This is a genomic window from Paenibacillus sp. A14, from assembly GCF_036864815.1.
GTDB lineage: Bacteria > Bacillota > Bacilli > Paenibacillales > Paenibacillaceae > Fontibacillus > Fontibacillus sanfengchensis.
This window is the reverse complement of the sequence record NZ_JBAGJD010000002.1, coordinates 158946-173341: the sequence shown is the minus strand read 5'-3', so window position 1 is coordinate 173341 and position 14396 is coordinate 158946. Positions and strand designations below refer to the sequence as shown.

The following is a 14396-nucleotide window of genomic DNA, read 5'->3' as shown; positions in this document are numbered from 1 at the left end:
GTTCATGGCTAAATCTGTAACGCTCCAAAATATATCGAAGGCTTTCTTGAATGATAGAGGGGAACGATCGTACGCGGTCAAAGGGGTGGACCTCAACATCGGGGAGGGGGAGTTCGTTACCCTTCTCGGCCCGTCGGGCTGCGGAAAAACGACGACACTTCGCATGATCGCCGGATTTGAAGACATCACCGAGGGGCACATTTATTTCGGTAATGAAGCGGTGGACCAGATTCCCCCGAACCGAAGAGACTGTACGATGGTGTTTCAATCCTATGCCTTGTTTCCTCATTTGAACGTCTTCGACAACATCTCGTACGGGCTTAAGATTAAAAAGATGTCCAAACCCGATATCATCTCGAAAGTTGAATCCGTATTGGATATAATGAATCTGCGGGATTATCGGGATCGGATGCCCAATCAATTGTCGGGCGGGCAGCAGCAGCGGGTGGCCTTGGCCCGGGCGCTCGTAATGGAGCCCGGCGTACTGCTGTTCGACGAACCGCTGTCTAACCTGGATGCCAAGCTGCGTCTGGTCATGCGGGATGAAATTCGGCGGATTCAACAGCAGATCGGCATTACGGCGGTTTATGTCACACATGATCAAAGCGAAGCGATGAGCATGAGCGATAAGGTTATCGTTATGAATAAAGGGAAAATCGAGCAAATGGGTACGCCGATGGAGATTTATCAGCGCCCCAAAACGCAGTTCGTGGCGGATTTTATCGGAACCGCCAATTTTATGGAGGGTACGGTCAAAGGGACGGAGGAAGGCAGGCTGCTGGTGGATACGGCCGCTGGATTATTGCGAGTTCACCGGGACGGTTTTAAGACGGGGGACCGCGTGACCGTCGTTATCCGACCGGAAGCCGTATCCTTGGGAAACGGGCCGGAGCGTAAGGGAATCGTACAAAAAAGCGTGTTTATGGGACAAACGCAAGAATACGAAGTACAGTTTGGAGGCCAGCTGTTCCAAATAACCGAGCACAATCCGATTCAGGAGAAGGTCCACACGGTCGGAGCCTCCGTTTCCGTGGAATTTGCCGAAGATGCGCTGCATGTGATTTAACCCCAAGCATAGGACTCGGGACGACATCAAGAAAAGGGGGACGGGCGGCATGAAACGAATAATGTTAGGCATACTTCTGCTGTCCCTTCTGTTCACCTTATTGTCGGCCTGCGGCAAGGAAAGACAAGGAACGTTAACGGTATACGCCGGTTTGTACGAGGATCATGCTATAAAGGCGATCGAAACCTTCCAAAAACAGACCGGCATCAAAGTGAATTATGTGCGTATGTCGAGCGGGGAAATTCTGGCGCGAATCCGCGCGGAGCGGAATGCGCCGAAAGCCAGTATATGGTATGGCGGCCCGGCGGATACCTTTATTCAGGCGAAGACAGAGGGTTTGCTGGAGCCATACAATTCCAAACAGGCCGAGTCGATCCCTCCGGAGTATCGGGACCCTGACGGATATTGGACAGGCATTTATATTGGTTCCATCGCCTTTGTGTCCAACAAAACCTGGCTGCAGGAGGTGGGGCTGCAAGCTCCTCACTCGTGGAGCGACTTGCTGAAGCCGGAGTACCGGGGGATGATTTCGATGGCGGATCCCCGCTCATCGGGAACGGCCTACACGACGATGGCTACGTTGGTGCAGTTGTTTGGCGAGGATGAGGCGTTTGATTACTTGCGGCGGCTTCATCGGCAAAGCATCGTTTACACCACATCCGGCAGCGTTCCCGGACGAACGGTGGGCATGGGGGATTCGGGAACGGCTGTCATGTTCGCCCATGATGCACTCAAATATTACAAAGAGGGGTTCCAGGATCTCATCATTAGCTTTCCTAATGAAGGAACCGGCTATGAAATCGGGGCGGTCGGCGTAATCAAAGGTGGGCCGAACCAGAAAGAGGCCCGGGAGTTCGTCGATTGGGCATTGACCAAACAGGCTCAGGATCTGGGTAAGCAGGTCGGGAATTATCAGCAGTTGACCAATCCGGATGCTGTTCCTCCCGAAGAAGCTATCCCTTTGGAGAAGCTAAATGCCATTTCATACGACCTTGAATGGGCCGGGAGGAACCGTGAACGCCTGATCCAAAAGTGGACCACCCGGGTGCTGGGTCTGGGAGATGAATAGTAAGCGCTGAACAGCAGGCTTTACCGTTTTTTTTGGTATGGAATATGCGAATCCCCCTGTCCTGTCCCTCCCTTACTGCATAAGATATCATGCGGCGGGAACCGGAATCGTCCTCCGTGGATGGTTCGGTTAACCCGAATTCGGGAGAGGCAGGACGGAGGAGGTTTTGCAGGTGGGCTACCATTATACGGCGATCGGGGATTCATTGACGACGGGGGCGGGAGCTTGGCTTAGCGGCGGATTTGCCCCCGTCTATCGGCGCATGGCCGAAAGACGTCTCCGTACCTCGATAAACTATGAGAATTTAGGGATTAACGGGTTGACCTCGCAGAGGCTGCTTGCAAAGATTCAGGGGGACCCGCGATTCCGGGCGGCGCTTCGGCGGGCCGATATCATCACCGTATCGATCGGCGCGAACGATCTACGGCCTTATGCCGGAGCCGTCCGCGGCGGATCCCGGCTAGACGCTTCCCGCATCCCGCAAGCGCTGGGCCGGACGAAGGAGAATGTAAGGCAAATTGTCCATGACGTGTACCGGATAAAATCCGGGCAGCCTAGGCCGTTCATCATTCGGATGGTGGGCGTGTACAATCCCTTTCCGAACAGGGAAGCGGGAAGGTTTGCGCGTCAGTACAATTCGTTTCTCTATTCCCTGGGAGGGCCAAATTACCGCGTGGCCGACATTTATTCGGCGTTCGAAGGCAACGAACGGAATTTGCTCTTTTTGGATGGGGTTCACCCGAACGCGAGGGGCTACCGTGTCATTGCCCAGGAACTGGACCGGCTTGGCTACCTGCCTTTGCGGTAAGCATGAGGAAATGTGTCGAATAAAAGGGAAGGAAGGCCGACCAGTTTTACTGGTTGGTTTTTTTTGCGGATAAGTAGTTGACAGCGAGAGAGAGGAGGATATAATTAAGTCAAATGGTAACAAATAACATTCGAGAAACGCTCCACCTTAATGTTTTTCTTCAAAGGGTATACTTCGGCCAATTGGGCAAACGCTTGCATTATTGCTTTTATTCAGCAGCTATGCTTCCTCCTACTTTTCTGCACCTCACCGTTAGATGGCAAACTCAGGATTTTCATGATGACACGTTTTTTTATTCTCAAAAATGCAAACGGTTGCACGAAACATCTCGTTTTGTTTGGATGTATGGGTCAATACGAAGACAGGAGATGAGAGTTAAAGATGGAGTTGATTGCCTTGATTCAGGTATTTGTAAGCGTTTTATTCGGGGTGTCTTCTGCAGCCAAACTGAGCAAATTGTCATCCTTCAGAGACACGCTAAGGCAGCTTAGAATCGCTCCTTTATGGACGAAAAGGGCTGGAGCCGCCATTCCTTTGGCCGAGTTGGCCGTTTGTGTGCTATTGTGGTTCCCTATTACTTTGCGAATTGGTGCGGTGCTTGCTCTGCTTCTGCTCTGTGCCTTTGCGTGGGGGGCCTGGAGAGCCAAAGGCAGAATGGTGATCTACCAGTGGTTTGGGGGGCTTATTTCGGAAAAGTTTGGCATGGCGCTGCATATCAGACATTTTGTCCTCTTCCTCTTGAGCGTTTATCTTCTTGTTGCGCCGGTCCCGTCCGCACGGGCCTCGGCTTCTTTTGGGGAAATAGGGCTGGCGGTACTCTCTTCCTTAGGGATCTTGGTAATTTATGCATTGGGTTTAACGCTGCGACAGTACCATCAGCTCTACCAGGAATAGAACAACAACCGACTAAAGGAGTGACATGTTATGCCGGACATGTATGAAATCTCGTATTTGCTCTTATGGGTCATCGTGATTCTGATTTCTTACGTCGTGATTGTCATTTTAAAGAGCGCCATCACAGCCAGAAGTATGCTCTATGAACAACAAGAGGGCTTGCCTGAAGGGGCGGAGTTTCCGCTTGGCGGCCGTCTCCCCATGGATGGAAAAGCCGTTCTCCTCAAGGACCATGGCAAGCTCGGTACACTTATATTTTTGACTTCTTCCCAATGCTTGGCTTGCAAAAAGCTGTACTCGGTCATTAACGATGTACAGAAGAAAATGCCGGTGTATCAGTACCTGTTTATGATGTCCGGTCCGGAGGACGAGGTAAACGCAGCGATCAAGGAGTATGAACTCCAGGTTCCGATTATTCATGTGGAAAATTTCAAGGACCTGCAAACGCCCTTCGTTCCGTTTGGATACTATGTCTCCCCGGATGGCTTGATCCGAGCGAAGGGAATTATAAACAACGAAGGCCATCTGCAGGCACTGGTCTCGCATGGGGAAGAGCGAGTTTCGGCGTAAGGGGAAGGATCGGTGGAACGATAAAATGTGCACTTCCTTGAACTAAGTTAGCTAAGGCGGTTTCAGCCTTAACTATAAAAAAATCTATTGAAAGGAGGTGAAAAAAATATGTGTTCTGGAGCTTATTTGTATCAATATTGTCAGTCGTCCAGTATGTGTTCTTCTACTTCAGGTAAGCAATTGTGTTTCTACTATTCGAGTGGTTGCTCTACGTGCAGATGCTCTGATTGCTAAGTTAACAAGTTTAAGTCTGCCGTTAAAACATAACGGCAGACTCCCGGCTTATTCTAAGTACCCGTACTTTTCAAGTATTGGATACAGGGGGGGCTATTTTGAAAAACAAATTTCTGATGATACTTGGTGTTATGTTCATTTTTCTGAGCGCATGTTCGCCTAACCGAGAAATCCTCCAATACGAAGGCGATCCAAAGATGAAAGCTACGTTAAAGATCATGACGATTAATAGTGAAGCGAACGTGATGAAGGATTTCGGAGATATGTTTAACGCGAAATATCCCAATATAGAATTAAAGGTTATTAACTATAACTCTAACAATTATAAAAAAATCATTGAAGATGAAAAGCCGGATGTTTTCAGCCTTTCTCCCCAGGAATTTGAACAATATCTTGCGGATGACAGGTTGTACGATCTCGATGCCTTGCTTAATCAGGATGCTTTTGATCTTAAAGGGTTTCATCCGGAAGTTATTAATTACTTAAGGCATTTGGGAAATGGGAAACTGTATGGACTTTCTCCCCATTTTCAGAGTAAGGCCCTTTATTATAATAAGGATTTATTTGATAAATACGGCATTCCCTATCCGCAAGATCAGATGACTTGGAAGGATGTTTTTCAGTTAGCTGAACGTTTTCCTGAAGAGGATGGCATAAGTGGGCTATATATAAGAAATTTTTACACATTATCAGAAGAAATTGCACGAAGCGAACATGTAACCAAGGTCAATGACAAGGATATGAAGGTAACGCTTAACACTGAGTCATACAGGAAAATTTTTGAAATGATTCTGAAAGCTTATGAATCTCGGGCAATTTCTTTGCCGGACATCGACTTGTTTGAAGTATACGATCCCTTTATCAAAGGATCGAGTGCGATGACCTTCGATTACTATTACTACATAAATAATAATATTAATTGGGCGAAAACGGAAAAAGGAGCTGATTTTCATTTGAATTGGGATTTGGCTTCCGCCCCGGTGAATGAGGTAAGTCGTGATACATCTCCGTACTTCAATTTATTCGGTATTTTCTCAGTGAGTGCCGAGTCCGAGCAAAAACAGGCTGCTTGGGAATTGGTTAAATTTGTCAATAGTAGAGAAGTAGCTAAGGCAAAATCAAGAACAACAGGAATTGTTCCATCTTCGCGAACCGACTACATTTATAATCCGGAAGGCAAACGGATGGATGCTTTCTATAATTTGAAACCTGTGATGAACTCTCAAAATATCAATTCCGATTTGTTCCCGAAAGGTTTTTTTGGAGGATTGGAAGGGATCATTAATTCTGAAGGTAAAGCGGCAATGGTCGGTGCTAAAACTTTAGACGAAGCGATGGCTTCCATGCAGGAGCGGGGACAGCGATTATTGGACCGGAAGTAGCTTACCTTAGAATGATTCGGGCTAACGCCTAGATGCAAACTAAGAAGAAAGAGTGTAGCCGAAGTGAACCATAAAGGAGTCCTTCGAGGATTGTTATTCGAGATCGTTCCGTTTATATGGAAGTCGGCTCCTGTCCGATTGGCCGTGATGATGGTCACTCGTATTGTGGAGGCTTTGCAGCCGGCCGTTCAAATTTATCTGACCCAACGGCTGGTGGAGCAAGCTGCCTTATTGTTTCAAGGGAATAAGGAAATGCTGCTGCCCGCGCTGACGACGATAGGTTGGCAGGCCTTGTTTTTTCTGACTGCTCTGGGCTTAAGGTCGCTTGCTCATATGCTTCTTCTGGTAATTAAACAAAAAGCGCAGTTTCGATTGGACCGGGAGATCGCCGAAAAATGCTCGAGGTTGGACTATATTTACTTCGAGCAGTCCGAATACTACGACCGCCTGCAGAGAGTCACTCAAGGACTTGCTTATCGCGGGCTATCTGTGTTGGATCATTTTTTTCTGGTGTTGCAAAGCCTCATTACGTTAACTTCACTGCTTGCGGTTCTGGCCGGGTTTCATGGACTGCTGTCCGCAGGCGTACTGTGTTTGATTATCCCTTCCTTCCTGATCAATATGAAGCTGGGCCAAAAAAGATACAAGCAGATGATCGCTCAGACGCCTTCAAGCCGTAAAGTCCATTATTTCATGGGTTTAATGACCGGCAGGGAGTCCGCCAAAGAAATGAAGCTGTTCAGATTGTATCCTTACATCATCGACCAATGGGGAAAGTTGTATTGGAGAAATGCGAAAGAAAAGGCTGCGTTAGAGAAGTCGGGCCAATGGCTCGGCGGTTTCTCCGAGTTTTTCTCTTATGCGTTTACGGCGCTTTCTACCGTGATTGTCCTTTTAATGAGTTATACGGGCGGCCTTACGATCGGTTTTTTTGTGGCAATGATCCAGACCGTGACGACAGCGAAGGACAGCGTGATGCTGATCGCCGCCAATTTGTCGGGCATTTACGAAAACGCTCTGTTTACCAGCGAACTGATCCAATTTCTGCACCTTCCGGATAAAAAGCCGGATGCGTGCACGGGGTTGCCGGAGTTATCGTCAGAACCCCATGAAGCGGTAAAAGAGGGTCTTGTGGTAGCGGGGCTAAGCTTCGCCTATCCCAATCAGCGGATGCCGGCTTTGACGGATGTCGGGTTTCACATCAAGCCCGGACAGCGGGTGGCTATTGTCGGACATAACGGGGCGGGAAAGAGTACTTTAGCCAAATGCCTGCTTGGCCTATACAAGCCTCAATACGGAAGGGTCCTCTGGAACGGCAAGGAGATTTCCGCGGATGACGAATGCAAGCCGATCAGTGCCGTTTTCCAAGACTTTATGCAATATCAATTAACATTGAAAGAAAATATCGGATTCGGACAGATTACAGCGCTGGAGGATCAAGAACGGTTGGAGATTGCGGCAGTCAAGACTGGAGTGGATTCGATCTCCCGCTCGCTTCCGCATGGATATGAAACGCTCCTTGGCTACGAATATGAAGGGGGCAAAGAATTGTCCCAAGGGCAATGGCAAAGGGTGGCGTTAAGCCGCTCCTTCTTTAACACGGATGCCGAGCTTGTTATATATGACGAGCCCACTTCCGCATTAGACCCGATTGCCGAGGCCGCCTTGTTTGAACGATTTTCCGAATTGGTCGAAGGGAAAACGAGTATTATGATCTCCCATCGGCTGGGAAGTTGCCGCCATGCGGATCTGATTCTGGTGCTGAAAGACGGACGTCTGGTCGAACAGGGGACACATTTGCAACTGCTTCAGCGCCAAGGGGAGTATGCGCGCATGTACAAGGCCCAGTCCCAATGGTATGACATGAAGGGAGTGATCGCGTGAAAAAAACACTGGATTCATTAAAAACGCTGTTTGTTTCCTCAAGAGCCAAGGGGTCCTCCAATACGGCCCTCACGGAAGGGAAGCTCCCCCGGGGCGGAAATGACGGCGATTTTCTTCCTTTATTTAAGGGGAGAGACCAGATGGGAAGGAAGGTGAGGTCAGAGACGTTTCCCGGCCGGATCACGAAATTGATTTTTTTAAGCGATAGCTGCGCCTCGTGTATTGAAGTGCTAAAACGTCTTGATCACTCCCCCCGAAATAAGCATTGTCTGGTTATAAAAGGGGATCCCGAGCCTTACTCAAACGCCGATTTGGAGGATATATCGTACGACTTCCCTATTTTCAGGTCAACCAAGGTCGTAGCGATGTTTGGAATTCAACGTGTCCCCACCATCGTAACAGTAAGTGCAGAGGGAAGAATTGAACGAGTCGACGAGTTGACCGATCCCGGGCAGTTGGAGGATTGCTTGGAGCCGTCCTCTCCGGTTTGGCCGAGACGCAATCAGGGACTGCCTGTAGGCAGTATGTTCCCGGATGCTCTATCGCGTGCGGGTCATGCTCAAGAGGGAGCGGGGGAGGGGGCCGTCGTTCTTTTTTTATCTGTCGACTGCTTGTCGTGCCTGGACATTTTCTCCAAAATCCATTTGCTTGTTGAAAAATGGACCGATATGCGGATAGTCCTCTACATACAGGGCGAGGAGGTTAAGGTGAAAATGCTTATGGAAGAAAATCGCATATCGCTCCCGTTTTTTCTATATGATCCGGGCCTAAGAGGAACATTCAGAACGTTGGTTTTTCCGTATCTGTACGTTCTCTCCGCTGAAGGCCGTATCTTATCAAGGGGATCCCTAAAGGATGCGGAGGAGCTTGATATATGGTTGGCCATGGCTGTTGAGCAAGGAGGGCGGGAGCATGATTAGTGACCACGGTCTGGCAATCGGCAGTTTCATCCCCAATTTAGAGTACGTGGATCAGAGCGGCAAAACTTTGAGTATGCACTCCATCCCGGGCAGAAAGGTGCTGCTGTTTATTTCCATGCACTGCATCCGATGCCTGGAGCTGGTGCCCGAACTTCAGCAAATACACCGGCCTTCTGTCCGCTTTATTCTTTTTTCTACGGGGAGCGATGAAGATCATAAGGAGTTGGCCGAATTTCTTCAGTGGAAGTGGCCGATCTTATCCCTCTCTCCGGAGCAAATGGAAAAGGACTTTCTCATCCGCACCTTTCCTTTTGGTCTCGTTGTCGATGAGCATCAGCGGGTTTGCAGTAAAGGAACGGTCTATACTTCGCGTGAATTGCTTGAGCTGGCTGGAACACGTGGAGGGGGCAGCCTCATAAGTACCTTAATAAAGGATGGGATGAGATGATGACATGATGAACCCTTTATATTTTGACTACTGCGCTTCCACGCCTCTGCATCCTCGGGTGATTCAGACCATGCTGGATTCCGCCCAACATTGTTATGCCAATCCGTCATCCGTGCATGAAATGGGGTTTAAGGCCAGTCTTCGGGTGGAAGAGTCCAGGGAGCAGATAGCGCGGCTGCTTCAAGTCCAACCTCAGGAAATTATATTTACATCCGGGGCCACGGAGAGCAATAACCTTGCGATTTTGGGCGTGATTCGTGCCTGGATGAAGAAGACGGGGCGAACTCCCCATCTTATGATCTCCGAAATTGAACATTCATCCGTATACCAATGCGGTAAGCAACTGGCAGAGCAAGGGGTTGAGGTGTCGTTTCTTCCCGTCAACCGCAAAGGGATCGTTGATCCCGCTTCCGTGAAGGAGTCACTGCAAGCCAACACCATCCTTGTGAGCGTGATGCATGTGAACAATGAAACAGGGACCGTACAGCCCGTTGCCGAAATCGCGGGGTTACTCCGATCAATGCCTCATGTTCTGTTTCACGTAGATGGCGTACAGGGGTTTGGCAAAACGCCGGTGGAACTTGAACATATCGACCTCTATACCTTGTCGGGCCATAAAATCGGGGGACCCAAAGGCATCGGGCTGCTTATGGCCAAAGAACATATCGAACTTGAGCCGCTCATGTACGGCGGGGGGCAGGAACAGGGCGTGAGACCGGGAACGACCAATGTTCCCGCGGTGTTGGGGCTCGCCGAAGCCATCGCGGCGGCATTGGAGGAACGGGAGAAAAAGGCCGAGTATCTGGCTTTGCTGCATGATCTGGTATATGCCGGACTGTCGGCAATTCCTGAGCTGATCATAAATAGCCCGGAGCCTCCCTTTTCTTCCCCGCATATCATCAATTTCTCGTATGCGAGAAAAGGCGTGACTTCAGCGATGATGATTAGTATGCTGGGCAAACGGGGAATCATAGTCTCCTCACAATCCGCCTGCTCGTCAAAAGCCAAACAAAGTCGGGTGCTGATGGCCATGACGCAGGATGAAACGATTTCTTCCAGCGGCATCAGACTCAGTTTGCATGAGGACGTCAAGCTCGCGGATGTCAAATATTTGGTTGCTTCCATTGAACAAACCGTTCGTCAGTTGAAATTGACAAATAAATTCGATCTGCTGAAGGAGCAACAGGCAAACCGCTGAATTATCTCCTAGTTGCTGCATGAATCAAGATGCTGCCAATCCCTTCGATAACATGGTATAATCTCAAGCAAATACTGATGTGTTAAACGTTAGTCATATCTGACTTTCGGGTAAAATTACGGGAGGTTGGCATAACATTGAAACTACTTGGGGCTATTGAAGCCGGCGGGACCAAATTCGTATGCGGGATCGGTCATGAGGACGGTACCATTCTGGAACGCGTCAGTTTTCCGACCACGACACCGGAAGAGACGATGGGGCGGGTACTCGATTATTTTCGGGACAAGCAGGTAGAGGCGATCGGCATTGGCTCGTTCGGCCCGATCGATCCTATTCAGGGAAGTCCGACCTATGGTCATATTACGACCACTCCGAAGCCGCACTGGAGCCACTATAGTATCGTGGGGACCATGCAAGCAGCCAAAGGCTGCAAGATCGGTTTCGACACGGACGTCAACGGGGCGGCGCTCGGGGAATTGCGTTGGGGAGCGGCCCGGGGCCTGGACAACTGTTTGTACATCACGGTCGGGACCGGCATCGGGGCGGGAGCCGCGCTGGACGGCGGATTGATTCACGGGCTGTCTCACCCGGAGATGGGGCATATTCTTCTGCGACGCCATCCGGAGGACACCTACCAAGGCACCTGTCCCTACCACGGGGACTGCCTGGAAGGCTTGGCTTCCGGACCGGCGGTTGTGAAGCGCTGGGGCGTAAATAACGGGGCCGAACTGCCGCCGGAACATCCGGCATGGGATATGGAGGCCTATTACCTGGCACAAGCCTTGATGAACTATATTCTGATCCTTTCCCCGCAAAAGATTATCATGGGCGGCGGAGTGATGAAGCAGAGCCAGCTCTTCCCGCTGATTGCCGGCAAGCTTCAAACCCTGCTGAATGGGTACATCCAGCACGCGAGCTTGCGGGAGAACATCGGCGAATATATCGTCCCACCGGGACTAGGCGATAACGCCGGGCTTGCAGGCGCCTTGGCTTTGGCGGAGGCGGCTTTGCGGAGCTGACTTCCGGCGCCGAAGGCTGGAGGGTAAGGCAAACGCATCTATAGGAAGGCTTCGTTAGACGGAATACGACTAGCGGGGCCTTTTTTGTTGCTCTTTAATTTGCATCATACAGTATAGTAGCGTTGTTATGTAACCAGCATGAAGAAGCTTGTACGACAGGTTCATCCGGTTCATGGCATTCGCAAAAAGACAGTGATATAATAAACGAGATTTGTGGAGCATTCGAGAATGAGAACGTGGCCGCAAGTGAAGACTTAGCAATAAAACCGGAGGGACAAACCATGGGAAAACTGGTGATATGCGATCACCCCTTGATTCAACACAAACTGACATTTATCCGCGATATGCGCACGAACACGAAGGATTTTCGCGAATTGGTGGATGAGGTGGCCACGCTGATGGCCTATGAAATTACGAGAGAAATCCCGCTCGAATCGATTAAAGTACAGACGCCGGTGGCTGAAGCCGAATCGCGTGTCATTTCGGGCCGCATGCTGGGACTCATTCCTATTTTACGCGCGGGGCTGGGGATGCTTGACGGCGTTTTGAAGCTACTTCCTGCAGCTAAGGTGGGCCATGTCGGCCTGTTCCGCGATCCGCAGACGCTGCAGCCGGTCGAATATTACGTGAAGCTGCCGACCGACGTGCAGGAACGCGAACTGATTGTCATCGACCCTATGTTGGCTACGGGGGGCTCGGCGATTGCGGCGATCGAGGCGTTGAAGAAGCGCGGTTGTACGCAGATTAAAATGATGAATCTGATCGCGGCCCCGGAAGGCGTAAAAGCGGTACAGGACGCTCACCCGGACGTGGACATTTATGTGGCCGCGCTGGACGAGCGGTTGGATGAACACGGGTACATCATTCCAGGGCTGGGGGATGCCGGCGACCGGTTGTACGGAACGAAATAAGAGTCGTAGCTAAGGAAGGGGACCGCCATGTCTAAAATCAAAGTGATGACGATTTTCGGCGTAAGGCCGGAAGCGATAAAAATGGCTCCGCTGATTCTGGAGCTGCAAAAACACCCCGAGGATATCGAATCGGTGGTCTGCGTAACGGCGCAGCATCGGGAAATGCTCGATCAGGTGCTGGACGTGTTCCGCATCGTTCCGGACTATGATCTTGACGTGATGAAGCCGAACCAAAGTCTGAACGAGATTACGCTTCGCGTCCTGGAGGGGCTCGAAAAGGTTCTCCGCGAGGCAAAACCGGATATCGTGCTTGTGCACGGCGACACATTGACGACATTTTTGGCCAGCTATGCGGCGTTCCTCCAGCAGATCAAAATCGGGCATGTGGAGGCCGGGCTGCGTACCTGGAACAAACTTTCTCCGTATCCGGAGGAGATGAACCGGCAATTGACCGGGGTTCTGGCGGATTTGCATTTTGCGCCGACGGATTGGTCCGCCGGGAATTTAAGGAAGGAAAATAAACCGGAGTCAAGCATATATATCACAGGCAATACAGTTACGGATGTGTTTCAATATACTGTACAGCCAAGCTATAACAATTCCGTGCTGGAATGGGCCGCGGGGAAGCGGCTTATTCTTATGACCGCACATCGGCGGGAGTCGCAGGGCGAGCCGCATAGAAACATTTTCCGGGCCGTGAAACGAATCGCGGACGAATTTGAGGATATCGCTATCGTTTACCCTGTGCATCCCAGCCCTGCGGTGAAAGAGCCGGCATTTGAAACTTTGGGCAATCATCCTCGTATTAAACTCATTGAGCCCTTGGATGTGGTGGACTTGCATAACTTCTATCCGAAAACCCACCTCATTTTGACGGACTCCGGCGGTTTGCAGGAAGAAGCGCCGTCTTTTGGCGTTCCTGTCCTTGTGCTCCGCGATACGACGGAACGTCCCGAAGGGATCGAAGCGGGTACGTTGGAACTGGTCGGCACGGATGAGGAGATGGTATATGAGCGGACAAAGGCGTTGCTCACCGATCGTGAGCTGTATGAATCCATGAGTCGGGCCGCGAACCCGTACGGCGATGGCAAGGCATCGGAACGAATTGTCAATGCGATTCGTCACCATTTTGGGGTTTTAAGCGATCGTCCAGAGCAATTTCACAGAAAATTCACAAAGTAAGCAAAATAGGTTTTGCTCCCAGGCGCGAAAAAGTATACAGTATTACTGTACGGTGTGTGCTGCTACATCAGGAAGACAAGGTCGAATTTAACATTTCGCAACTTTAAATCACTAAAAAACCTCAATTGACAAAAACTCTTCACAATTAGTAAAATAAATTGGGATTATTAGGGTGATGGAATGGGTGATCCGACAAAACCTGACAGTAAAGGCGGCCCCTGGAAGGCTGTCGCCTTGGTGACGGCGCTGGGAGCAAACCTTGCAGTATGCGCTGTTGGAGGATACTACTTGGGATCCTGGATGGATCGGCAATGGTTTGGAAATGGTCTGGGTATCGGCCTGGGCGTCCTTGTCGGTCTGGCCGTGGGAATCTTGGGCATTATCTCTCTGATCAAGTCGGTCATGGGGGGAAAAGATGGATGAACTGTCGAAATACCAGCGTGCTTTGACAGTCGGAACCCTGGTCTTCCTGATGCTCTGTTTTCTCGGAGGCGCTTTGCTGCCGAAATATCAAAGCATTTTTCTCGGAGTCGCGCTTGGCTCGGCCGTGAGCTCGATCAACGCGGTTTACCTGGGCCGAAAGGTACGGCAGGTGTCGGAGGCGGCGTTGAACGGCGGCTCCAAACGACTGAACTTAGGTTTTCTGACTCGGGCGGCTCTGGCGATTCTTGCGGTTTTTGCCGCGATAAAAAACCCTCAAATTTTAAATATGTATGCGGTTGCCGGAGGCCTGGTCTTTGCACAATTCTATTTGTTGTTTATAGGTATCCGATTTTCTCGTAAGCCAGAGTAGGGCATTCAACTTGAGAAT

The 14396-nt window shown here is 50.2% G+C and carries 15 protein-coding genes; all 15 read left to right on the top strand.

Going from position 1 to position 14396, the window contains the following annotated elements:
* Positions 1–4: 4 nt before the first annotated feature.
* Positions 5–1066 carry an ABC transporter ATP-binding protein gene (locus V4U88_RS05230; RefSeq protein WP_334072212.1) on the top strand — a complete coding sequence of 354 codons (1062 nt, stop codon included), beginning with the start codon at positions 5–7 and terminating at the stop codon, positions 1064–1066.
* A gap of 49 nt (positions 1067–1115) precedes the next feature.
* Positions 1116–2135, top strand: coding sequence for an ABC transporter substrate-binding protein (locus tag V4U88_RS05225; protein ID WP_334072211.1), 1020 nt, complete (start codon positions 1116–1118; stop codon positions 2133–2135).
* A gap of 172 nt (positions 2136–2307) precedes the next feature.
* The gene (locus tag V4U88_RS05220; RefSeq protein ID WP_334072210.1) at positions 2308–2943 is read left to right on the top strand and encodes an SGNH/GDSL hydrolase family protein; all 636 of its coding nucleotides are present in this window, start codon (positions 2308–2310) and stop codon (positions 2941–2943) included.
* 381 nt (positions 2944–3324) lie between these two features.
* Positions 3325–3837: a MauE/DoxX family redox-associated membrane protein gene (locus V4U88_RS05215; protein ID WP_334072209.1), complete on the top strand. Its 513-nt coding sequence runs from the start codon at positions 3325–3327 to the stop codon at positions 3835–3837.
* Between the two features lie 30 nt (positions 3838–3867).
* Entirely contained in the window at positions 3868–4407 is a 540-nt protein-coding gene (locus V4U88_RS05210; RefSeq protein WP_334072208.1) for a hypothetical protein, read from the top strand.
* Between the two features lie 332 nt (positions 4408–4739).
* Positions 4740–6023: an ABC transporter substrate-binding protein gene (locus V4U88_RS05205; protein WP_334072207.1), complete on the top strand. Its 1284-nt coding sequence runs from the start codon at positions 4740–4742 to the stop codon at positions 6021–6023.
* 90 nt (positions 6024–6113) lie between these two features.
* A complete protein-coding gene (locus tag V4U88_RS05200; protein WP_334072206.1) occupies positions 6114–7907 on the top strand; it encodes an ABC transporter ATP-binding protein in 1794 nt (597 codons plus the stop codon).
* On the top strand, positions 7904–8827 hold the full coding sequence (locus V4U88_RS05195) for a TlpA family protein disulfide reductase (protein WP_334072205.1): 924 nt from the start codon (positions 7904–7906) through the stop codon (positions 8825–8827). The genes V4U88_RS05200 and V4U88_RS05195 overlap by 4 nt, the downstream gene beginning before the upstream one ends.
* On the top strand, positions 8820–9275 hold the full coding sequence (locus V4U88_RS05190) for a peroxiredoxin family protein (protein WP_334072204.1): 456 nt from the start codon (positions 8820–8822) through the stop codon (positions 9273–9275). The genes V4U88_RS05195 and V4U88_RS05190 overlap by 8 nt, the downstream gene beginning before the upstream one ends.
* 4 nt (positions 9276–9279) lie before the next feature.
* Positions 9280–10473 (top strand): cysteine desulfurase family protein, encoded by a 1194-nt coding sequence (locus tag V4U88_RS05185; RefSeq protein ID WP_334072203.1) that lies wholly within the window; start codon positions 9280–9282, stop codon positions 10471–10473.
* 137 nt (positions 10474–10610) lie between these two features.
* Complete coding sequence (locus V4U88_RS05180) at positions 10611–11492, top strand: ROK family protein (protein ID WP_334072202.1); 882 nt, start codon at positions 10611–10613, stop codon at positions 11490–11492.
* Positions 11493–11773: 281 nt separating this feature from the next.
* Positions 11774–12403, top strand: coding sequence for a uracil phosphoribosyltransferase (gene upp / locus V4U88_RS05175; RefSeq protein WP_334072201.1), 630 nt, complete (start codon positions 11774–11776; stop codon positions 12401–12403).
* Between the two features lie 27 nt (positions 12404–12430).
* A complete protein-coding gene (gene wecB, locus V4U88_RS05170) occupies positions 12431–13585 on the top strand; it encodes a non-hydrolyzing UDP-N-acetylglucosamine 2-epimerase (protein ID WP_334072200.1) in 1155 nt (384 codons plus the stop codon).
* Between the two features lie 180 nt (positions 13586–13765).
* Positions 13766–14008: an AtpZ/AtpI family protein gene (locus V4U88_RS05165; RefSeq protein WP_334072199.1), complete on the top strand. Its 243-nt coding sequence runs from the start codon at positions 13766–13768 to the stop codon at positions 14006–14008.
* Entirely contained in the window at positions 14001–14378 is a 378-nt protein-coding gene (locus tag V4U88_RS05160) for an ATP synthase subunit I (protein WP_334072198.1), read from the top strand. Before V4U88_RS05165 ends, V4U88_RS05160 begins: the two co-directional genes overlap by 8 nt.
* The last annotated feature ends 18 nt before the right edge of the window (positions 14379–14396 follow it).